Source organism: Escherichia sp. 93.1518 (assembly GCF_013368915.2).
GTDB lineage: Bacteria > Pseudomonadota > Gammaproteobacteria > Enterobacterales > Enterobacteriaceae > Escherichia > Escherichia ruysiae.
In genome coordinates, this window is sequence record NZ_JABWMT020000045.1 from 1 (window position 1) to 20,464 (window position 20,464).

A 20,464-nucleotide genomic window follows, 5' to 3' on the forward strand; every position below is an offset into this window, starting at 1 on the left:
CAACCAATGCCACCAGGGATAAAGCCCCCGCAACATTGCGCCTCACCGGAACCCTTCCGGCTTGCCGCTGATTTTACGATTGCTTTTTACTGTCAGCACCCGGCAATCTTCCTCATTGTGTGATGCCTTCCAGCTTAATTTCTTTATTTGCAATAGTTGCAGTTCATATCCGAGCTGACTCCAGACTGGTAGTGAAATGCGCAATTTTGTAGAATTGCGCTCCTCGCGATTCTCCCCGGTGAATCCGTTGCCTCATTCTTAGCACACTGCGTATTCGACTTCTCCGCCTGTTGCACAAGAGAAACGGGGGATAACCATCTTTGCGGGGCTGACTTCTTTCTGGACAGGACTTTATGCAGGACAACACATTACAACTACGCGATCAAAAATTACCATTTACGCGATATGACTTCGGCTGGGTTTTATTATGCATAGGAATGGCAATTGGTGCCGGAACGGTGCTGATGCCAGTACAAATTGGGCTAAAGGGAATTTGGGTATTTATTACCGCCGCCATTATTGCTTATCCGGCAACCTGGGTAGTGCAGGATATTTATTTAAAGACACTATCTGAAAGTGACTCCTGTAATGACTACACCGATATTATCAGTCATTACCTTGGGAAGAACTGGGGAATATTTCTTGGTGTTATCTACTTTTTGATGATTATCCACGGAATTTTTATCTATTCCCTCTCCGTGGTTTTCGACAGCGCCTCGTACCTGAAAACCTTCGGTTTGACCGATGCCGATCTTTCACAATCCCTACTTTATAAAGTGGCTATTTTCGCCGTACTGGTAGCTATTGCGTCAGGTGGAGAAAGGTTATTGTTTAAAATTTCCGGCCCGATGGTGGTGGTCAAAGTGGGCATTATTGTGGTGTTCGGTTTTGCGATGATCCCGCACTGGAATTTCGCCAATATAACCGCGTTCCCGCAAGCCTCCGTCTTCTTCCGCGACGTTCTGCTTACTATTCCTTTTTGCTTCTTTTCTGCGGTATTTATTCAGGTGCTTAACCCGATGAATATTGCCTATCGTAAACGGGAAGCGGATAAAGTACTGGCAACTCGGCTCGCGCTGCGTACCCACCGGATTAGTTATATCACGCTCATCGCGGTGATCCTGTTTTTTGCCTTTTCGTTTACCTTCTCAATTAGCCACGAAGAAGCCGTTTCTGCCTTTGAACAAAATATCTCGGCACTGGCACTGGCGGCGCAGGTGATCCCTGGGCATATCATTCATATCACCTCTACGGTGCTGAATATCTTTGCCGTACTGACCGCATTCTTTGGCATTTACCTCGGTTTCCACGAGGCCATTAAAGGCATTATTCTCAATCTGTTAAGCCGAATTATTGATACCCAAAAAATTAACTCGCACATGCTGACTCTGGCAATTTGCGCTTTTATCGTCATTACGTTGACGATTTGGGTTTCGTTTCGCGTATCGGTGCTGGTGTTCTTTCAGTTGGGAAGCCCATTATATGGCATTGTGTCGTGCCTCATTCCGTTTTTCCTGATCTCTAAAGTCGCACAACTGGAAAAACTTCGCGGGTTTAAAGCCTGGCTGATTCTCTTTTACGGCATTTTGCTGTGCTTGTCGCCACTGTTGAAGTTGATTGAGTAAACCGGAGCGCATGGCCCCGGTTTTGTGAGTTAACGCTGCGGATTTTCATCCTGATCAACAGCAAAACAAGCGACCAGTTGACCGCCGTAGTCTTTTAGCTGCGGCTGCAACTGGGTGCAGGGGCCGAAGCGCCGACGACAGCGGGCGTTGAAGGCGCAACCCGGCGGTGGATTCAGTGGGCTTGGCAGTTCACCGGTGAGCTTGATGCGCTCGCGGCGATCGTCCGGGTTCAGGCGCGGCGTCGCGGAAAGTAGCGCCTGAGTGTACGGATGGCGCGGGTTATTGAAGATTTGGTCTTTCGTTCCCTTCTCCACGCAGCGGCCCAGGTACATCACCATCACTTCATCAGCAATGTGCTCCACCACCGACAGGTCGTGGGAGATGAAGACATAAGAAAGCCCCAGTTCCTGCTGCAAATCCATCATCAGGTTGAGCACCTGTGCACGCACCGAGACATCCAGCGCGGAAACCGGTTCATCGGCAATCACCACATCCGGGTCGAGCATCAGACCTCGGGCAATGGCGATACGCTGACGCTGACCGCCGGAGAACATGTGCGGATAGCGGTCGTAATGCTCGGTTTTCAGGCCGACTTTCGCCATCATCGACAGGGCTTTTTCCCGACGCTGTTCTTTGCTTAAGCTGGTGTTAATAAGCAGCGGCTCTTCGAGAATTTGCCCAACTTTTTTACGCGGATTCAGCGAACCGTAAGGGTTCTGAAAGACAATCTGGATTTTCTGCCGACGCAGCTTCTGCGCCTGCGGATCGTGCTTAAGCAGATCCTGCCCCTGGTAATACAGTTCACCACCGGTAGGTATTTCGATCATCGTCAGCAATCGACCAAGGGTCGATTTACCACAGCCAGATTCACCTACTACCGCCAGCGTTTTGCCACGTTCAAGGGTAAATGAAACGCCATCCAGCGCCTTCACCAGACGTTCCGGCGCAAACATGCCTTTCTTCACCGGGTAATGTTTTTTCAGGTCAATCGCCTGCAACAGCGGTTGTTGCGAGGTGGCCTCTTGCGTACTCATAGTGTGGGCCTCCCGGCATCATCAAGTGGGTAATGGCATTTGGACTGACGCCCGTCAGCGAGCATATTCAGCGCCGGTTCTTCGGCGCGGCATTTGTCAGTCGCGTAGGGACAGCGCGGGTTAAGCAGGCAGCCGTTCGGGCGGTCGTACTTGCCGGGAACGACACCAGGCAACGACGCCAGACGTTCTTTGTCCTGAGCAAATTCCGGCAGCGCACGCAGCAATGCCTGAGTATACGGATGACGCGGCGCACGGAAGATGGCGTGAGCATCGCCCGTTTCCACCACCTGGCCTGCATACATCACGATGATTTTATGCGCCGCTTCCGCCACCAGCGCCAGGTCATGGGTGATCAACACCAGCGCCATGTTCTCTTTCTGCTGCAACTCCAGCAGCAGTTCGATGATTTGCGCCTGAATGGTCACGTCCAGCGCGGTGGTCGGTTCATCGGCAATCAGCAGTTTTGGCCGACAGGCAATCGCCATGGCGATCATCACGCGCTGGCTCATTCCGCCGGAAAGCTGATGCGGGTAAACATCCAGACGCGATGCCGGATCGGGAATACCGACCTGATTCAACAGGTCAATCGCCCGCTGACGGCGGGTACTTTTGTTACCGCCCTGATGCACCTTAATCGCTTCCATAATCTGGAAACCCACGGTGTAGCACGGGTTGAGACTGGTCATCGGGTCCTGGAAGATCATCGCTACTTCGGCACCCACCAGATTGCGGCGCTCTTTTTCTGAGATACGCTGCAAATCCTGACCGTTAAACTCCAGCTTTTCCGCCATTACGCGGCCCGGATAATCAATCAGCCCCATAATCGCCAGTGAACTAACCGACTTACCTGAGCCAGACTCCCCCACAATTCCGACCACTTCACCCTGTTTCACGCTGTAGCTGATGCGGTCTACGGCGCGGAATGGTGCGCTTTCGTCACCGAAATGCACCGATAATTTATCTACATTTAATAACGCCATCTCGAACCTCTTACTGCTTCAGTTTGGGATCGAGCGCGTCACGCAGACCGTCACCCATCAGGTTAAATGCCAGCACCGTCAGCAGGATCGCCAGACCAGGGAAGGTCACGACCCACCAGGCGCTTTGCGCAAACTGCAACACGTCGGAGAGCATGGTGCCCCACTCCGGCGTTGGCGGTTGCGCCCCCATGCCGAGGAAACCAAGAGCAGCCATATCGAGAATGGCGTTAGAGAAACCGAGCGACGCCTGGACAATCAGCGGCGCAAGGCAGTTGGGAAGAATATTGATAAACATCTGCCGCAGCGCCCCGGCTCCCGCCACGCGGGAAGCGGTCACGTAGTCGCGGTTCACTTCCACCAGCACGGCGGCGCGAGTTAAGCGGACATAGTGCGGCAGGGCAACGAAGGTCAGCGCCAGCGCGGCGTTACCAATCGACGGGCCGAAGATAGCCACCAGCACCAGCGCCAGCAGCAGGCTTGGCAGCGCCAGCATGATATCGACCACGCGCATGATGATGTTATCGACCAGACCGCCAAAGTAACCGGCGATCAGGCCGAGAATAACGCCCATAATCAGCGATAACACCACCACCAGACAGCCGACCAGCAGCGACAAGCGTGCGCCGTACATCAGGCGCGACATCACATCACGACCGACGTCATCAGTGCCCAGCAAGTGCGCCATGCTGCCGCCTTCCTGCCAGGCTGGCGGGGCGAGCAGCGCATCGCGGAACTGTTCCGCCGGGTTATAGGGTGCAATCCAGTTGGCAAAGATCGCGATAAACAGCACGATGACGACATAAACCAGTCCGACGACCGCGCCTTTGTTACGTTTAAAATAGTGCCAGAACTCCTGTAACGGGGTCATCGGCACCGGTGCAGTAATCACTTTATTTTCAGTAACCTGTGACATGATGTTCCCTTACTTCTTATGACGAATACGCGGGTTCACCACGCCGTACAGCAGATCGACCAGCAGGTTGACGAGGATAATCATCGTCGCCACCAGCAATACGCCGCCCTGCACTACCGGATAGTCGCGGCGTTGCAGTGCGTCAATCAACCAGCGCCCCAGACCAGGCCACGAGAAGATGGTTTCGGTCAGAATCGCCCCCGCCAGCAGCGTCCCGACCTGTAGGCCAATAACGGTTACCACCGGCAGCATGGCGTTACGCAGCGCATGGACGATAATCACCCTAAGGCGGGTCAGCCCTTTGGCTCGCGCGGTGCGGATGTAATCCTCGCCCAGCACTTCCAGCATCGAGGAGCGTGTCATACGCACAATGACCGCTAGCGGAATTGTGCCCAGCACCATCGCAGGTAAGATCATATGGGCGACGGCATCGATAAAGTTGCCGTCTTCACCCCAGATGGCGGTGTCGATTAGCATAAAACCGGTTAACGGATTGGAATCATCGAGGAACACCATATCGCTCACGCGACCGGAGACGGGCGTCAGGTTCCAGTGCACCGAAACCAGCATGATCAGCATCATGCCCCACCAGAAGATCGGCATCGAGTAGCCGGTCAGCGCCAGGCCAACCGCAGTGTGATCGAAAATGGAACCGCGTTTAACCGCAGCCAGCACACCAACCGGAATACCGACTGCCGTAGCAAAAATCATCGCGCAGACGCCAAGTTCCAACGTGGCCTGGAAGCGCGGCACGAACTCTTCCCAAACCGGGATGCGGCTTTTCATTGAAATGCCCAGATCGCCATGCATAACGCCCCAAATGTAATGGAGATACTGCTGCCACATCGGTTTATCTAAGCCGAGTTCAGCCAGCAGCTGCGCGTGACGCTCTGGGGAGATCCCACGTTCGCCCGCCATGATCATCACCGGATCGCCCGGGATCATGTGGACAAAGGCAAATGTGAGAAGGGTAATACCGATAAACGTGGGGATGACGAGTCCCAAACGTCGGAGAATAAACTGCAACATAACCCGGATTCTCTATAGTGACCCGCAGCCTGGAACTGCGTGTCTGTATTGCTCACAAATCAATTCCCGCCCGTGCCGGACAGGGAATGAAGTATTGCTGCCGGATGGCACTGCACGCAGAGGCACAGCGCCACCGGGTATGGCTTTTAATTATTCGATAGAGACGTTTTCGAAGTGATGTTTGCCTAATGGATCAACCACATAGCCTTTAACTTCTTTGCGTACCGGTTCAAACACGGTGGAGTGAGCGATGATCAGTGCCGGAGCCTGATCGTGCATCACTACCTGTGCTTGTTTGTACAGTTCAACGCGCTTGTTGTGGTCGTCGGTGGCACGCGCCGGTTGAATCAGATCTTCAAACGGTTTGTAGCACCATTTTGAGTAGTTGGAGCCTTGTTCAGAGGCGGCGCAGCTGAACAGGGTGGCGAAGAAGTTATCCGGATCCCCGTTATCGCCAGTCCAGCCCATCATTACCGTTTGGTGCTCGCCATCTTTCGCACGCTTGAGGTACTCGCCCCATTCGTAAGTGACGATTTTGGCCTGTACGCCCACTTTCGCCCAGTCCGCCTGAATCATCTCCGCCATGCGGCGAGCATTCGGGTTATACGGACGTTGTACCGGCATCGCCCACAGGTCGATGGAGAAACCTTTTTCCAGACCGGCTTCTTTCAGCAAGGCTTTCGCTTTTTCAGGATCGTAGGTGTAATCCTGAACGTCGTCGTTATAGCCCCACATGGTTGGCGGGATCAGGTTTTTCGCTGCTACGCCCGCGCCCTGATAAACCGCTTTGATGATCGCGTCTTTGTTCACCGCGTAGGTCAGAGCCTGGCGAACTTTCACGTCATCCAGTGGTTTTTTCTGCACGTTATACGAGAGATAGCCGACGTTCAGCCCCGGCATTTCCATCAGGTTGATGGATTTATCCTGCTTCATGCGGGCAATATCTGCCGGGTTCGGGTACGGCATCACCTGGCATTCATTTTTCTGCAATTTCGCGTAACGCACGGAAGCGTCAGGAGTAATAGAGAAGACCAGCGTGTCGATCTGCGGTTTGGTGCCCCAGTAGCCATCAAACGCTTTGTAGCGAATACGGGAATCTTTTTGATACTGCTGTAACTGGAACGGGCCGGTGCCGATCGGGTTGAGGTCCAGTTTTTCCGGCGTACCGGCTTTCATCATCGCGTCAGCATATTCTTTTGACAGAATAGAGGCGAAGTCCATTGCCAGATCAGCGAGGAACGGCGCTTCCGGGCGAGTCAGTACGAACTGAACGGTGTTGTCGTCCACCTTTTTCACTTCGCTGATCAGCTCCGGCAAGCCCATGCCTTCGAAGTATTCGTAGCTGCCGCCAGAGACTTTATGGTACGGGTTTTGCGCGTTTTTCTGACGATCAAACGAGAACACCACGTCATCGGCGTTCAGTTCGCGCGTCGGTTTGAATTCTTTATTGTCATGCCACTTCACACCTTTACGCAGATGGAAGGTATAGGTTTTACCGTCTTCGCTGATTTCCCACTTTTCAGCAAGGCCCGGGATCACTTCGGTGGTGCCGATTTTAAATTCAACCAGGCGGTTATAAAGCGGTACGGAAGAGGCGTCATAGGTGGTGCCGGAGGTAAACAGCTGCGGGTTAAACCCTTCTGGCGAACCTTCTGAGCAATAAACCAGAGTTTTAGCCTGAACACTTGCTGCGACGGTCATAGCCACCAGGCTGAGACCAAGCTTCAGCATCCCTGACTTTTTCAAGGAAATACGCATTATTCTGCTCCAATTGTGATGTTTGTTGTTTTAACCCTTTGCAGTGGGTTGTCGTTGCCTGACCTTTTTTGTTTTTTGCCCGGTCGGGTCAACGTTATGAGGTGGGGATGCCGTACTAATTAACATCAGTGTAACAGTGCGGATCCTCCATAAAATGCCCCTCGTGACCTACAATCTGTCAACAGAATGTGAAAACGTCAATACAGGTCGCTGCGATTTAACGCAACGGTGAGAATTGGCAAACAAAGATTAAAAAAAGTTTGGACCTCTATTTGCAGCAGAGAAATTTGTGCTACTCCAACATAACCAGAACAATCAGCTTAATATTTAGCAACAATTGGTGATTAAGTTTTATGCATTTAATGAAAAAAATCTGAGGAAAAGGTGGATATCTGAGCGATTAATACCATGAACGTTAAAACGCACAGCGGAAAATGCCAGCGCCAGCCATAAGTAACGCAAAAAAAGATTTAAGCAAATATAAAAAAAGACAATGGATTCTGTCACAAATCCGTTAATGGATAGTGAGATGTGGGGCGCAAATTTGGCAGTGTAATGGGTGGTGTGTAGGTTGGATAAAGCGGTCGCGCCGCATCCGACAATGGGCTGGCACATTTGCCTGATGCGACGCTGACGCGTCTTATCAGGCCTACCGGGAGAGATGCAATTTATTGAATTAGTACAACCCTGTAGGTCGGATAAGGCGTTCACGCCGCATCCGACAATGGGCTGGCACATTTGTCTGATGCGACGCTGCTGCGTCTTATCAGGCCTGGGTTCGAGCAGGCACAGATGCAAAAAAGCCTGCTCGTTGAGCAGGCTTTTCGAATTTGGTCGGTGCCAGAGGATTACTCGCCACTTCGTGGCTCGCCCTGCGGGCCGTTGCTGGCGCAACGTTCTCTCGCTTCGCTCGAGTCGAACCTCCCTGCCCCCGGAGGTTCTCATCCTCTTCAGGTTGCAGAAAGCAAAAAACCAGCCCGTAGGCTGGTTTTTCTAAATTGGTCGGTGATAGAGGATTCGAACCTCCGACCCCTTCGTCCCGAACGAAGTGCGCTACCAGGCTGCGCCAATCACCGAATGCGGGGCGCATCTTACTGCGCAGATACGCCCTCGTCAATCCCTTAATAGCAAAATGCCTTTTGATCGGCGAGAAAGTCAGCAGGCCGTTTAGTTAGCCACAACGGTCTTCGCTTGCGGGATGTGACACCAGTTGTTGTTTTCGTTAATTCCACCATCCGGTGAAGTATAGCCGAGACAGCCCATGATGGTGTCGTACAGCTCTACGTGACGGCGCGGTACTTTCATATCGGCTTCTTTTTTCAACTGCGCGAATGCCTGCGCATTGGCCGGATTTTCCAGATATTTATCTGACATCCAGACCATCATCGGTACGCGGAACTGCTCCGGTGGTGCATATTCGCGTGGTGTACCATGCAAGTGCTCACGCTCGTTAATCGACTCACCGTGGTCCGCTGCATAGAAAATAATGGCCTTCTTATCGCGGAATCTGTCGATCACCGAGTCGATAAAATGATCTACGTAGGTAATGGAGTTATCGTATGAGTTAATCATCGGCGCTCTTGGACATTTGCGATCAATTGCATAACACTCTGGCTTCCACTGGGCAAACTCACGTGGATAACGCTGAGTATAGTTGTAGTGCGACCCTTTGGTATGCAGCACAATCAGATGCTTACCTTCTGGTTTTTTCTCCAGAGAACGTTCAATTTCATTAACCAGCAACATGTCGTCTACCGCTTTCCCACGGTTACGTGGCTCAGCCGCGATTTGCTCACGGTAGGCAATGTTGTCAGCCATGGTATTGCTGTAGAACCACATCTCGCTCTGCATGGCGTACAAATCAGAGCTAAAACCCAACTGCTTGAGAACCGCAAATACGTTCTGCTCTTTGAGCGTACGTTGAGGGTTATCTTCCGTTCCGCCCTCACGAACAAACATACAGCGTAGTGATAATTTAGTCGCGGTATCGCAAGAATAACCACGGTACATCACCAGATTTTTCTCTTTCGCCAGCTTCGGCGTGGTATCACGCTCGTAACCCAGCATCCCCATATGATCCCAACGCGTGGTTTCACCAATAATGAAAATCACATAGGTGTCGTCGAGATTTTGCGTCGGGGTATAGGTGAATTTTTTCGCCGGATTCATCAACGAACGATTGTCAGAAGATTCATCCACTTGTGCCCAGGCGTACAGACCCAGCGCAGAAAGCCAGTTCGAGGGTAAATAAGAGTTCGCCAGCACCCCGCCATAACTTGGCATATCCACCCCAGCCATGCGGTCTGCACGCTTTTGTGCTACATCCATAAGACGGATTGGGCCCCATACCAGCAAGCCTGCTAACAGCACAGTAAGCGCGCTACGCCAGCGTGTTTTCGGGGTACAAAGCTGACGCCAGAAGGTGTCTTGTGAGCGGTTCATCCAGATAAAGAGCAACGGGATAATACTCACCAGTACAACCCATGCGATAAGTGTCCAGCCAACCACTTCTTTCGACAGGTCGATGTCGGTGGTCATCACCGAAGCGACAATCCCGTAGCCAATCATGACGTTCATAAATGTCATGTAGTAACTGGCCCCGGCAGAGATCAGCACCAATAACGAGGCCAGCACTTTCCAGGCTGTTCTGCCAAAGAGTGAAATTAAGCGTAAAAAGAAGAAGGTTGCCAGAACCGTCCCTGCCAGTTCGATAACCGCCGAGACACCATTAAGAAAAGTGAAGTTATGCGCGTAACCATCAAACCGACGGAAATAGACTGCGCAATTCATAAACAAACCAATATAGACAGCGAGCAAAAAGCTTAGCTTTTGCTGCGTTATCGTTTTGATATATCTCATGCAAACAAACCCTGGAAAAACAGGTGATAACACCCTGCATAATGGCCTTTCAAGCCAGGCAAGGGAAAAGTGCGAAGGTCGTCAGATAAGGAAAATCTGCACACGCTGATAAGTAGACCACAGCAAAGGGAAAAAGTGTGGGGAAAGAGTGTGCGTGAAGCACAAATTTACAAAAATACAAGTATGAAAGGAGACTTTCATTAATTGAACGCTTAAAAGGGCCAGCTAACTGGCCCCGACTTTATCAATGACTCATCCTGAATTGTTTTGATACATTGGCTCATTCACGGTGAAAAATGTGCCACTCTATCTCAGGACGAGACTGAAACCAGTCGCCAAACTTAACCATGCACCTCACGAAACGCTCTGAGTCCTGGTTGGCGAATAGTCGTAGAAAGTGCCAGAGACAGAATCAGCAGGGCGAAAATCACGTAGAAGGTCACATAGAAACCGCCAAACAGTGAGGCAATAATCGAGCCGCAAATACTACCAATACCGAAACCGAGGTAAATTACACCGTAGTTTTTCGCCAGATTATTAAGTCCAAAGAACTCGCTAACCAGTGACGGGAACACCGTGATTGTACCGCCGAAGTTAAAGGCCACACAGGCAATCGCTGCGAAGAAGGTTAACGCATTGAGTGGAGCGAACAGCAGTGCCGCCATGCCCACCAGCGAAACTACCTGTCCAATGGTGATGACCCGAATACGGGCAATTTTGTCAGACAGAATACCCAACACCAGACGACCAGAAAGGTTAGCAATAGAAATAACCGTCACTGCATTGGCTGCGGAAATTGCATCAAGATGCGCCAGACTCTGGGCGATATCTTTCGCCACCCCAATTACATACAGACCGCTCATGCAGGCAGTCAGGAACATCACCGCTAACATCCAGTATTGTGGTTTTCGCATCGACTCTGCCAGAGTGAAATCATTTTCCACCACACCATTATGGGTTTTGACTTCCTGTTTCGGCGCATCTTTCATTAAGGTCGCACCAAAAACAATCATCACCAGCGCAATCGCACCCCAAATTATAAAGGTTTTTTCCAGACCGACCGTTTCCAGCAGTTGCGTGTCGATAAATTTGAAACCCAGGCTACCCAGGCCATAGGAACCAATGGCGAATGCGGAGATCAAACCTTTACGTTCCGGGAACCACTTCACGCAGTTAGAGAGCGTCAGCAAGTAACCCGCGCCATCTGCCAGACCGACCAGCACACCGGCACTCAGCCACAGCATCATCAGGTTGTTGGAATGCGCGGTCAGGAAGAAGCCTAATCCCAGCAAAATACCGGAAGCCATAGTGACGCGTTTAACGCCAAAACGTTCCTGTAATTTTCCCGCGACAGAAGAAGAAATTGCCAGTCCCAGACTCAACAGGCCAAAAGAAAATGCCACCTGGCTTACCGGTGCATCTAGTTTGGCGGAAAGTGCACCGTTAAACAGGCTCCAGGTATAAACCGAACCCAGGGCAAACTGGGTAATAATAGTACCGATAAGCGTCAGCCAGCGCGTACGTTGATAGTTGGAAGGTGTCATAGCAGTGTTCCTGCATTAATAAAAAGGAAAGGTCTCTGCCGACAACCATATCGAAGTGCACTTTATGCCAGGGGAAAAACGGCATGAAATGCCATCAGAACGGAATGAAATGCCTTAGTTCAGGAATGAATGACGTGACAAATATTCACCGCAATAATAATTATGTCAGTTAGTACCCACTATCAGCACAATGATTGTTATACACGGCCTTGAATTGTAAATGACAAGTTAAAATCTGGCGCTAACGCCCATGCTATACAAATAATCATTATTATTGTTGCTGTTTTCTGCCTGAGATAACGCGGCATAAGCGGCAATATTTGGATTAAGCAACATATCGGCTCCCACCGTCACATCAAGCCAGTTGCCGTTCTGATTTGTCGCCGTCATGCGGCTCAGGCCTGATTGAGCCTTCCAGATATTCTCGCCAAATTGCTGGTTATAGCTGATTTGCGCCCAGGGACGAAAATCACCAAGCCGGGAATCAACACGCCAGCCTAATGTACTGACGCTGGCATGCCATAACGGATCGGTCAATGTTGCAGTGCTGTCGCCAAACTCGTTATACATCGAATTGGTCGTACCATCATAATGCAATGCGGCGACTGGGCCTGTTGTAACATGTTCATATAAAGGGAAATTCCAGCCCATACTCATACTGCTGGTCACATCCACAGGCGTATCCTCCGCCAGATTGACTTCCAGTCCCAGCGCCCTTTGGCTACTTTGAATACGTTGCGACAAAATATCATTGTAATCAGGTTGGTGATCGCTATCCCAGGTATAACGCTCCGTAGTATGTCCAGGCTGCGTATCAACGATATATTCTTGTTGCCAGGCATAAGCTGTGTTGAGAAAAAGAGAACTGGTTACAACGCTCGCCAGCAAACTTAACGTCCAGTGGCCACCGCATTTTTTTATGATCATTAACACGACTCCAGGAAAGAGCCGAATTCGGCGATATTATTGTCATTGTATGAAGGATATCGGGCATATTAGCCCTGTATTAAATATTGACTTTTTCACCGATGCGTCAAGAAAAGCAGGTGAAATTTTTACGACCGGGTATATAACGAGGGAAAGTATGGAACGTTGCGGCTGGGTGAGTCAGGATCCACTTTATATTGCCTACCACGATAATGAGTGGGGCGTGCCTGAAACCGACAGTAAAAAACTGTTCGAAATGATCTGCCTTGAAGGACAACAGGCTGGGTTATCCTGGATTACCGTCCTCAAAAAACGTGAAAATTATCGCGCTTGTTTTCATCAGTTTGATCCCGTCAAGGTTGCGGCAATGGAGGAAGACGATATCGAAAGACTGGTACAGGATGCCGGGATTATTCGCCATCGTGGAAAAATCCAGGCCATTATCGGCAATGCGCGCGCTTACCTGCAAATGGAGCAAAACGGCGAACCGTTTGCCGACTTTGTCTGGTCGTTCGTAAACCACCAGCCACAAGTGACACAAGCCAGAACATTGAGCGAAATCCCTACTTCAACGCCCGCCTCCGACGCGCTCTCCAAGGCTCTGAAAAAACGCGGCTTTAAGTTTGTTGGCTCGACGATTTGTTACTCCTTTATGCAGGCATGTGGGCTGGTGAATGATCATGTGGTTAGCTGCTGTTGCCATCCGGAGAACAAAACATGATTCGGGAAGCGCAACGTTCGGAACTGCCCGCGATTCTGGAGTTATGGCTGGAAAGCACAAGCTGGGGACATCCCTTTATAGAAACAAGCTATTGGCGTGACTGCATTCCGCTGGTACGTGATGCATATCTTGCCAACGCGCAAAACTGGGTGTGGGAAGACGATGGTGAATTTCTCGGTTTTGTCAGCATTATGGAGGGACGATTTCTGGCAGCAATGTTCGTTGCACCGAAGGCCATCAGGCGCGGTATCGGTAAGGCGCTGATGCAATATGTACAGCAGCGCCATCCCCATTTGTTGCTGGAGGTTTATCAAAAAAACCAACCGGCGCTAGATTTTTACCATGCGCAGGGGTTTCATATTGTCGACTGCGCATGGCAGGAGGAAACCCAACTCCCTACCTGGATTATGGATTGGCAGGCGGATCAAACGCCGTAAGCGACAGCTCCGGGCCATTATATTTTTCCAGCCACGCCAGCGCCGTGTTACCCGCACAGCCATTCCCCAGCCGCGAGCTGGGAAGGTCTTTAGTTAGCACGTTAACCGCACCATTTTTACAAATGGCGCCAGCAGATAAATCCAGATCTGGCCATGCACCTTCGTGAATACAAATCACGCCTGGCTTAATACCTTCGCTAATGACTGCTCCGGCAAGGATTTGCCCGCGCGAGTTCCACACCCGAACTGTATCGCCATCTTGTATGCCGCGCGCCCGCGCATCCTCTGGGTGAATGGTGACAGGTTCACGATTTGCCACCGCATACAATTCGCGTAGAGAACTATAATTCAGCTGACTGTGCAGACGATGTGCCGGGTGAGCAGAAAGTATCTGCAACTGTTCCGGTTCGGCATTGCCCTGCCACTCATCCGGCTCCAGCCACGTTGGATGTCCCGGACAATCCCGGTAACCATAATCCGCAATGCGCTGCGAGAATATTTCAATCTTGCCGCTGGCGGTTTTTAACGGATGAGCCTGCGGATCGCGGCAGAAATCGGCGAAGCGAATAAACCGCTCACTGTCTGGGTTTTCCGGCATCTCAATTAATTGGTTGGCTTCCCAAAATTCATCAAATGGCGGCAATTGTACCTGCTGACTTGCCCCACGCTGCCGGGCGACGTTATAAAACGTTTCCAGCCATTGCAGCTCACTTTTTCCTTCCGTAAATCGCGCATAACCGCCCTTTTCCCACCGTTCGCTTAATTCAGCAAAAACATCAAAATCATTACGTGCTTCATCACGCGGTGGCACCACTTGTTTCATCGGCACCAGATGCTGATTGCTGTAATCTCCGGTCATAGTGAGATCATTACGCTCAAACGAGGTGGTTGCAGGGAGGACAATATCGGCGTGTTTCGCCGCCGCCGTCCAGAAGCATTCAGATATCACCACCAGCTCTGGTTTTTGCCAGGCGCGGATCAGGCGATTAGTATCCTGATGATGAGTAAAGTTGGCGCCGCCCGCCCACCAGATAAAACGAATATCCGGAAAATGTCGGTTCATGCCGTTGTGTTGATATGCGCCACCGGGGTTTTCTAATGCTTCAACGATACGGGCAACGGGGATTTTATCTACTGCATCGGTACCGCCAGGCAAACTACTCTGCATGGAAGAGAGCACCGCAGCGCGGCGGGTCGGATTGCCGCCATTAGCAAAATGGTAAGAAAGGCCAAAACCGCCACCGGGTGTGCCGATTTGCCCCAACATTGCCGCCAGCGTGACGATCATCCAGTGTTTTTGCTCACCAAACTGCTGGCGCTGCATTCCCCATCCCGCCATCAGCATCGTAGTGTTTTGGTGGAAAATAGCCGCCAGCTCGCGAATTTTCTCCGCTGAAATGCCGCAAATCTCCGCCGCCCATTCGGCGGTTTTCGCTATTCCGTCGTTCTCACCCAGCAAATAAGAAGCGAAGATGTCATAACCCGTGGTGCAACGCGCCAGAAACGCCTCGTCGTGCCAGCCATTTTCCACCAGCGTATGGGCGATCCCCAGCATTAGCGCCACATCGGTGCCCATATGTGGCGCTATCCACTCCATTTTATCGCCAAAGAAATCGACGGTTTCCGATCGCATTGGATCAATGCAGATCAGCTTTTTCCCGCTATCACGCAATGCGGAAAAATAAGAAAGTCCCTGCTCATCAGACGCATTCCACGCAATTTTCAGCGTATTTAGAGGGTTAGCACTCCACAGCACCACCACATCGCTATGTTGCAGCACCAGCGGCCAGCTGGTCTGCTGCTGATAGACTTCGCTACCCCCCACGACATACGGCATGATCGCCTGTGCCGCGCCGGTCGAATAATCCCCCAAATGCCCGGTATAACCACCTGCCAGCGCCATATAGCGTTGTAATAAAGTTGACGCTTTATGCAATACACCGTTTGAACGCCAGCCGTAGGAACCAGCAAAAATCGACTCCGGTCCATAAGCATCACGAATACGTTTATGTTGATGGTGGATGAGCTCCAGCGCCTCATCCCAACTCACGCGAACAAATTCATCCTGCCCACGAATGCCTTGCGGGGTTTCTGGAGACGCGAGAAAACCTTTGCGCACCATTGGAAATCGCACCCGCGTATTGCTGTGAACCTGGTCGCGAACCGCGATCTGCAAGGAGTTTTCCAGCTCTGTTGCTAACGCGCCACGCGAGCTAAACACGGTTTCGCCGTCGGTTTCAACCAGCATGGGTCCCCAGTGGGCGGCAGTAAGAACGGAATAACGTGAGGATGAATTGGCCAAACCGAAGGCTCCTGAAAGGTTAGATGTATTGAGCAGTTAAATATTACTTACAAATTTCCGAGTATTCTCAGGAATAATCTTCATGTTCACACGGCATAATCTCCCGCCACGGCACCCGTGAACAAGAATAAAAAGGTTATTAAGGATTAACAATGAAGAAACGTGTTTATCTTATTGCTGCCGTCGTGAGCGGCGCTCTGGCGGTATCTGGCTGTACAACTAACCCTTACACCGGCGAACGTGAAGCAGGTAAATCTGCTATCGGTGCAGGTCTGGGCTCTCTCGTTGGCGCGGGTATTGGCGCACTCTCTTCTTCGAAGAAAGATCGCGGTAAAGGTGCGCTTATTGGCGCAGCCGCTGGCGCGGCACTGGGCGGCGGCGTTGGTTATTACATGGATGTGCAGGAAGCGAAGCTGCGTGACAAAATGCGCGGCACCGGCGTTAGCGTAACCCGCAGCGGGGACAACATTATCCTTAACATGCCGAACAATGTGACTTTTGACAGCAGCAGCGCAACTCTGAAACCGGCTGGTGCTAACACGCTGACTGGCGTGGCAATGGTGCTGAAAGAGTATCCGAAAACAGCGGTTAACGTGATTGGTTACACCGACAGCACGGGTGGTCACGACCTGAACATGCGTCTCTCCCAGCAGCGTGCGGATTCCGTTGCCAGCGCGTTGATCACCCAGGGCGTGGACGCCAGCCGCATCCGTACTCAGGGTCTTGGCCCGGCTAATCCGATCGCCAGCAACAGCACCGCAGAAGGTAAGGCGCAAAACCGCCGTGTAGAAATCACTTTAAGCCCGCTCTAATCCCTTTCATGCCGGGTGATGCAGAAATCACCTGGCATTCTTCAGTTTTCCTTCATCATATTTCAGGCTAAGGTGATTGCCTTATCAGTGAATGGAGAGAAGAATGAAGCCGTCCGTTATCCTCTACAAAGCCTTACCTGATGATCTACTGCAACGCCTGCAAGAGCATTTCACCGTTCACCAGGTAGCAGACCTCAATCCACAAACCATCGAACAAAACGCGGCGATTTTTGCCGAAGCTGAAGGTTTACTGGGTTCAAACGAGAATGTTGATGCCGCCTTGCTGGAAAAGATGCCAAAACTGCGTGCCACATCAACTATCTCCGTCGGCTATGACAATTTCGATGTCGACGCGCTTAACGCCCGGAAAATCCTGCTAATGCATACGCCAACCGTATTAACGGAAACCGTCGCCGATACGCTGATGGCGCTGGTGTTATCTACCGCTCGCCGGGTTGTGGAGGTAGCAGAACGCGTAAAAGCAGGCGAATGGACCGCCAATATCGGCCCGGACTGGTACGGCATTGATGTTCACCATAAAACACTGGGCATTGTCGGGATGGGACGGATCGGCATGGCGCTGGCACAGCGCGCGCATTTTGGCTTCAACATGCCAATTCTCTATAACGCTCGCCGCCACCATAAAGAAGCAGAAGAACGCTTTAACGCCCGCTACTGCGATCTGGATACGCTGTTACAAGAATCAGATTTCGTTTGCCTGATCCTGCCGCTAACTGAAGAAACTCATCACCTGTTTGGCGCGGAACAATTCGCCAAAATGAAATCCTCCGCTATTTTCATTAATGCAGGGCGTGGCCCGGTAGTTGACGAAAATGCGCTGATTGCAGCGTTGCAGAAAGGGGAAATTCACGCCGCTGGTCTGGATGTCTTCGAACAAGAGCCATTGCCAGTAGATTCGCCGTTGCTCTCAATGGCAAATGTCGTTGCAGTACCGCATATTGGTTCAGCCACTTATGAGACGCGTTATGGCATGGCTGCCTGTGCCGTGGATAATTTGATTAATGCGTTGCAGGGGAAGGTTGAGAAGAACTGTGTGAATCCGCACGTCGCGGACTAAGCCGCGACTGCGTGGAGAAAAGCCCGATAACCGCTCGGGCTTTTACTCTTTATTGGGTTGCAGTAACTGCCGTAGTCCAGGCCTGATTAAACGCCTGATGCTGTGCCGGTAATGGCGCAATCAGTTTGTTATATTCACTCGCCTGCTGTGAAGTCGGGAACTGGATGCCATTCGCGACAAAGCTCACCTGAGTACCTTGTTGAGCGATGTAGTCCCCCACCATCACCAGTTGCTGCGTAAACGTTTGAGCCGCCGGAATCAGCGGTTGCAACGCATCAGCTGGGGTCGTCACTACTTTAGTGAATGCCTGATCAAAGACCGGTTTCAGGTCATCGGTCTGTTTTAGCGCAGAGTGTGCGGCATCGGCCTGCAACTTCGCATTTTGCAATTGTTGCGCCAGTACGCCCAGAGATCCGTTCATTTCACGCAGTGGACCACTTTGCGTGACATAATCCTGTGGTACGCGAATCGCGTTAACGCTGTCTACAACCGGACGCAGACCGGAATCCATCGCCTGATTAACCTGTTGGGAATAGCCATACAGGATCGCGTAATCAGAGACAAAAGGACCAAACTGTTTTTTCTGATCGGCAGTCAGGGTTGGTAGACGTTCACCGCTACGCATCACTGTATTCTGCAGGAAGTCGATAAACGCTTTACGCTGATCGCCTTCTTTATCAAAACACCCACTCAGGCTAACTACCATTAATAACGCCGCAAGAGGCGCAAACCAGCGAGAGCAGGACTTTCCTGTCGCCATTTTCTTACTCCTTTCACCCAAAAAAAGCGCACAACGACACACGCGTGTCTGACGCTGACAAGGATAGTCCAGGACAGGCTTACAGGATACCCTTTATGCATAATCTTCCTGGGAAAATGATGTAGAAAATGAAGAAGAGTTAATTTGTTGTTTTATTGTTAAAAACAGGCATTACTATTGCGTTTTTGTGGCCAGCCCCTCCCTTCTCTTGGTAGCCAAATTTTCGGAATCTTTACAATCCCAGGACGCAACGAAATATATCGGCATTAATCATATTGTTAGGCGACTATAAGTCACGGCAACTTAGCAGCTGAATCGAATCATACTTAAATCACTCACGGGTTTCTCCCCGCTGTGTCTGCTTTTCCCGACTATTCTTAATGAGCTTCGATGAAATTCACGATCCCGCAGTGTGATTTGAGGAGTTTTCAATGGAATATAAAGATCCAATGCATGAGCTGTTGAGTAGCCTGGAACAAATTGTTTTTAAAGATGAAACGCAAAAGATTACCCTGACGCACAGAACAACGCCTTGTACCGAAATTGAGCAATTACGTAAAGGGACAGGGTTAAAAATTGATGATTTCGCCCGGGTTTTGGGCGTATCAGTAGCCATGGTGAAAGAATGGGAGTCCAGACGCGTAAAGCCTTCCAGTGCCGAACTAAAATTGATGCGCCTGATCCAGGCCAACCCAGCATTAAGTAAACAGTTGATGGAATAGACTTTTATCCACTGTATTGATGTTTACGGTCCTGATGACAGGACCGTTTTCCGACCAATTAATCATAAATATGGAAAATAATTGTTGCATCACCATTCAATGCGTGGCTTAATGCACATCAACGGTTTGACGTACAGACCATTAAAGCAGTGTAGTAAGGCAAGTCCCTTCAAGAGTTATCGTTGATACCCCTCGTAGTGCACATTCCTTTAACGCTTCAAAATCTGTAAAGCACGCCATATCGCCGAAAGGCACACTTAATTATTAAAGGTAATACACTATGTCCGGTAAAATGACTGGTATCGTAAAATGGTTCAACGCTGACAAAGGCTTCGGCTTCATCACTCCTGACGATGGCTCTAAAGACGTGTTCGTACACTTCTCTGCTATCCAGAACGATGGTTACAAATCTCTGGACGAAGGTCAGAAAGTGTCCTTCACCATCGAAAGCGGCGCTAAAGGCCCGGCAGCTGGTAACGTAACCAGCCTGTAATCTCTGCTTAAAAGCACAGAATCTAAGATCCCTGCCAATTGGCGGGGATTTTTTTATTTGTTTTTCAGGAAATGAATAATCGATCGCGTAATATAATCTATTATTATTTTTATAAAGAATAAATTTGGGTGCAATGAGAATGCGCAACGCCGTAAGAAAGGCGGGAATAATTTCCCGCCGAAGACTCTTACTCTTTCAAATTGCAGGCTAAAAATGCCGCCAGCTCATAGCTTCCCTGTTTAATATGCAATTCACACAGTGAATCTCTTATCATCCAGGTGAAAAATAAAAGCGTGAAACAAATCACTATTAAAGAAAGCAATCTATATTTCTGCGGCATTCCCAGCCTCCTGTGTTGATTTCCAACGAGTAAGAGGCTAACCTTATGGTGTTCAGGCATAGGGCAGCCTCACTTTGTACTGACCCCAAAAAGTTGGACAGTTAAACACGAGGCATATAGGTCTGATTCC

Annotated in this window: 19 protein-coding genes, 1 tRNA gene and 1 other RNA gene; 8 read left to right on the top strand and 13 right to left on the bottom strand. The window is 50.6% G+C overall.

The annotated features are described in order from the left end of the window. Nucleotides 1-353 precede the first annotated feature (353 nt). The gene (locus HEN21_RS20955; protein WP_176252068.1) at nucleotides 354-1,625 is read left to right on the top strand and encodes an amino acid permease; all 1,272 of its coding nucleotides are present in this window, start codon (nucleotides 354-356) and stop codon (nucleotides 1,623-1,625) included. Nucleotides 1,626-1,654: 29 nt separating this feature from the next. Here HEN21_RS20955 and dppF read toward each other — a convergent pair whose 3' ends face one another. From dppF to HEN21_RS21005, 10 genes are all read right to left on the bottom strand, one after another. Further along, nucleotides 1,655-2,659, bottom strand: a complete 1,005-nt coding sequence (gene dppF, locus HEN21_RS20960) for a dipeptide ABC transporter ATP-binding subunit DppF (protein ID WP_016160031.1) — start codon at nucleotides 2,657-2,659, stop codon at nucleotides 1,655-1,657. Continuing rightward, on the bottom strand, nucleotides 2,656-3,639 hold the full coding sequence (gene dppD, locus HEN21_RS20965) for a dipeptide ABC transporter ATP-binding protein (protein ID WP_176252069.1): 984 nt from the start codon (nucleotides 3,637-3,639) through the stop codon (nucleotides 2,656-2,658). Before dppD ends, dppF begins: the two co-directional genes overlap by 4 nt. Nucleotides 3,640-3,649: 10 nt before the next feature. After that, complete coding sequence (gene dppC, locus HEN21_RS20970; RefSeq protein WP_000084683.1) at nucleotides 3,650-4,552, bottom strand: dipeptide ABC transporter permease DppC; 903 nt, start codon at nucleotides 4,550-4,552, stop codon at nucleotides 3,650-3,652. A gap of 9 nt (nucleotides 4,553-4,561) precedes the next feature. Next, nucleotides 4,562-5,581, bottom strand: coding sequence for a dipeptide ABC transporter permease DppB (dppB, locus tag HEN21_RS20975; protein WP_021550012.1), 1,020 nt, complete (start codon nucleotides 5,579-5,581; stop codon nucleotides 4,562-4,564). 150 nt (nucleotides 5,582-5,731) lie between these two features. Then, nucleotides 5,732-7,339, bottom strand: coding sequence for a dipeptide ABC transporter substrate-binding protein DppA (gene dppA, locus HEN21_RS20980; RefSeq protein ID WP_001222867.1), 1,608 nt, complete (start codon nucleotides 7,337-7,339; stop codon nucleotides 5,732-5,734). An 831-nt stretch (nucleotides 7,340-8,170) separates the two neighbouring features. Continuing rightward, a non-coding RNA gene (locus HEN21_RS20985) (RtT sRNA) lies at nucleotides 8,171-8,305 on the bottom strand. A gap of 33 nt (nucleotides 8,306-8,338) precedes the next feature. Beyond that, nucleotides 8,339-8,415 (bottom strand) — tRNA-Pro (locus HEN21_RS20990). Between the two features lie 91 nt (nucleotides 8,416-8,506). Next, a complete protein-coding gene (eptB, locus tag HEN21_RS20995; RefSeq protein ID WP_001269271.1) occupies nucleotides 8,507-10,198 on the bottom strand; it encodes a kdo(2)-lipid A phosphoethanolamine 7''-transferase in 1,692 nt (563 codons plus the stop codon). Nucleotides 10,199-10,539: 341 nt separating this feature from the next. Then, a complete protein-coding gene (locus tag HEN21_RS21000; RefSeq protein ID WP_000189032.1) occupies nucleotides 10,540-11,742 on the bottom strand; it encodes an L-lactate MFS transporter in 1,203 nt (400 codons plus the stop codon). Nucleotides 11,743-11,970: 228 nt separating this feature from the next. Beyond that, on the bottom strand, nucleotides 11,971-12,669 hold the full coding sequence (locus HEN21_RS21005; protein WP_000584409.1) for an autotransporter outer membrane beta-barrel domain-containing protein: 699 nt from the start codon (nucleotides 12,667-12,669) through the stop codon (nucleotides 11,971-11,973). 157 nt (nucleotides 12,670-12,826) lie between these two features. Between HEN21_RS21005 and tag the strand changes: the two genes are divergently transcribed. Together tag and HEN21_RS21015 are read left to right on the top strand one after the other, a co-directional pair. After that, nucleotides 12,827-13,390, top strand: a complete 564-nt coding sequence (tag, locus tag HEN21_RS21010) for a DNA-3-methyladenine glycosylase I (protein WP_016160034.1) — start codon at nucleotides 12,827-12,829, stop codon at nucleotides 13,388-13,390. Next, on the top strand, nucleotides 13,387-13,827 hold the full coding sequence (locus tag HEN21_RS21015; RefSeq protein WP_000617463.1) for an N-acetyltransferase: 441 nt from the start codon (nucleotides 13,387-13,389) through the stop codon (nucleotides 13,825-13,827). Before tag ends, HEN21_RS21015 begins: the two co-directional genes overlap by 4 nt. On the opposite strand, the gene bisC is transcribed toward HEN21_RS21015, so the two are convergent. Next, the gene (bisC, locus tag HEN21_RS21020; RefSeq protein ID WP_176252070.1) at nucleotides 13,796-16,129 is read right to left on the bottom strand and encodes a biotin sulfoxide reductase; all 2,334 of its coding nucleotides are present in this window, start codon (nucleotides 16,127-16,129) and stop codon (nucleotides 13,796-13,798) included. The genes HEN21_RS21015 and bisC overlap by 32 nt on opposite strands. A 152-nt stretch (nucleotides 16,130-16,281) precedes the next feature. On the opposite strand from bisC, the gene HEN21_RS21025 reads away from it, so the two are divergent. Beyond that, on the top strand, nucleotides 16,282-16,941 hold the full coding sequence (locus HEN21_RS21025; protein ID WP_000747625.1) for an OmpA family lipoprotein: 660 nt from the start codon (nucleotides 16,282-16,284) through the stop codon (nucleotides 16,939-16,941). A 103-nt stretch (nucleotides 16,942-17,044) separates the two neighbouring features. Next, nucleotides 17,045-18,019 carry a glyoxylate/hydroxypyruvate reductase GhrB gene (gene ghrB / locus HEN21_RS21030; protein WP_176252071.1) on the top strand — a complete coding sequence of 325 codons (975 nt, stop codon included), beginning with the start codon at nucleotides 17,045-17,047 and terminating at the stop codon, nucleotides 18,017-18,019. A 49-nt stretch (nucleotides 18,020-18,068) separates the two neighbouring features. Here ghrB and HEN21_RS21035 read toward each other — a convergent pair whose 3' ends face one another. Then, complete coding sequence (locus HEN21_RS21035) at nucleotides 18,069-18,779, bottom strand: DUF3053 domain-containing protein (protein WP_000190517.1); 711 nt, start codon at nucleotides 18,777-18,779, stop codon at nucleotides 18,069-18,071. Between the two features lie 431 nt (nucleotides 18,780-19,210). On the opposite strand from HEN21_RS21035, the gene HEN21_RS21040 reads away from it, so the two are divergent. The 3 genes from HEN21_RS21040 (at nucleotide 19,211) to HEN21_RS23180 (ending at nucleotide 20,205) form a co-directional block, all read left to right on the top strand. Continuing rightward, a complete protein-coding gene (locus HEN21_RS21040) occupies nucleotides 19,211-19,501 on the top strand; it encodes an HTH-type transcriptional regulator (RefSeq protein ID WP_010344962.1) in 291 nt (96 codons plus the stop codon). A 280-nt stretch (nucleotides 19,502-19,781) separates the two neighbouring features. After that, on the top strand, nucleotides 19,782-19,994 hold the full coding sequence (cspE, locus tag HEN21_RS21045) for a transcription antiterminator/RNA stability regulator CspE (RefSeq protein WP_000014594.1): 213 nt from the start codon (nucleotides 19,782-19,784) through the stop codon (nucleotides 19,992-19,994). A 139-nt stretch (nucleotides 19,995-20,133) separates the two neighbouring features. After that, nucleotides 20,134-20,205 carry a hypothetical protein gene (locus HEN21_RS23180; RefSeq protein ID WP_219906482.1) on the top strand — a complete coding sequence of 24 codons (72 nt, stop codon included), beginning with the start codon at nucleotides 20,134-20,136 and terminating at the stop codon, nucleotides 20,203-20,205. Here the strand turns inward: HEN21_RS23180 and hokA are convergent. Then, nucleotides 20,182-20,334, bottom strand: a complete 153-nt coding sequence (hokA, locus tag HEN21_RS21050) for a type I toxin-antitoxin system toxin HokA (RefSeq protein WP_001135738.1) — start codon at nucleotides 20,332-20,334, stop codon at nucleotides 20,182-20,184. The genes HEN21_RS23180 and hokA overlap by 24 nt on opposite strands. Between the last annotated feature and the right edge of the window lie 130 nt (nucleotides 20,335-20,464).

What these genes read in the sequence shown, in the direction of transcription:
- HEN21_RS20955 (WP_176252068.1), top strand. Translation starts at nt 354, where the DNA reads ATGCAGGACAACACATTACAACTACGCGATCAAAAATTACCATTTACG.
- dppF (WP_016160031.1), bottom strand. Translation starts at nt 2,659, where the DNA reads ATGAGTACGCAAGAGGCCACCTCGCAACAACCGCTGTTGCAGGCGATT.
- dppD (WP_176252069.1), bottom strand. Translation starts at nt 3,639, where the DNA reads ATGGCGTTATTAAATGTAGATAAATTATCGGTGCATTTCGGTGACGAA.
- dppC (WP_000084683.1), bottom strand. Translation starts at nt 4,552, where the DNA reads ATGTCACAGGTTACTGAAAATAAAGTGATTACTGCACCGGTGCCGATG.
- dppB (WP_021550012.1), bottom strand. Translation starts at nt 5,581, where the DNA reads ATGTTGCAGTTTATTCTCCGACGTTTGGGACTCGTCATCCCCACGTTT.
- dppA (WP_001222867.1), bottom strand. Translation starts at nt 7,339, where the DNA reads ATGCGTATTTCCTTGAAAAAGTCAGGGATGCTGAAGCTTGGTCTCAGC.
- eptB (WP_001269271.1), bottom strand. Translation starts at nt 10,198, where the DNA reads ATGAGATATATCAAAACGATAACGCAGCAAAAGCTAAGCTTTTTGCTC.
- HEN21_RS21000 (WP_000189032.1), bottom strand. Translation starts at nt 11,742, where the DNA reads ATGACACCTTCCAACTATCAACGTACGCGCTGGCTGACGCTTATCGGT.
- HEN21_RS21005 (WP_000584409.1), bottom strand. Translation starts at nt 12,669, where the DNA reads ATGATCATAAAAAAATGCGGTGGCCACTGGACGTTAAGTTTGCTGGCG.
- tag (WP_016160034.1), top strand. Translation starts at nt 12,827, where the DNA reads ATGGAACGTTGCGGCTGGGTGAGTCAGGATCCACTTTATATTGCCTAC.
- HEN21_RS21015 (WP_000617463.1), top strand. Translation starts at nt 13,387, where the DNA reads ATGATTCGGGAAGCGCAACGTTCGGAACTGCCCGCGATTCTGGAGTTA.
- HEN21_RS21025 (WP_000747625.1), top strand. Translation starts at nt 16,282, where the DNA reads ATGAAGAAACGTGTTTATCTTATTGCTGCCGTCGTGAGCGGCGCTCTG.
- ghrB (WP_176252071.1), top strand. Translation starts at nt 17,045, where the DNA reads ATGAAGCCGTCCGTTATCCTCTACAAAGCCTTACCTGATGATCTACTG.
- HEN21_RS21035 (WP_000190517.1), bottom strand. Translation starts at nt 18,779, where the DNA reads ATGGCGACAGGAAAGTCCTGCTCTCGCTGGTTTGCGCCTCTTGCGGCG.
- HEN21_RS21040 (WP_010344962.1), top strand. Translation starts at nt 19,211, where the DNA reads ATGGAATATAAAGATCCAATGCATGAGCTGTTGAGTAGCCTGGAACAA.
- cspE (WP_000014594.1), top strand. Translation starts at nt 19,782, where the DNA reads ATGTCCGGTAAAATGACTGGTATCGTAAAATGGTTCAACGCTGACAAA.
- hokA (WP_001135738.1), bottom strand. Translation starts at nt 20,334, where the DNA reads ATGCCGCAGAAATATAGATTGCTTTCTTTAATAGTGATTTGTTTCACG.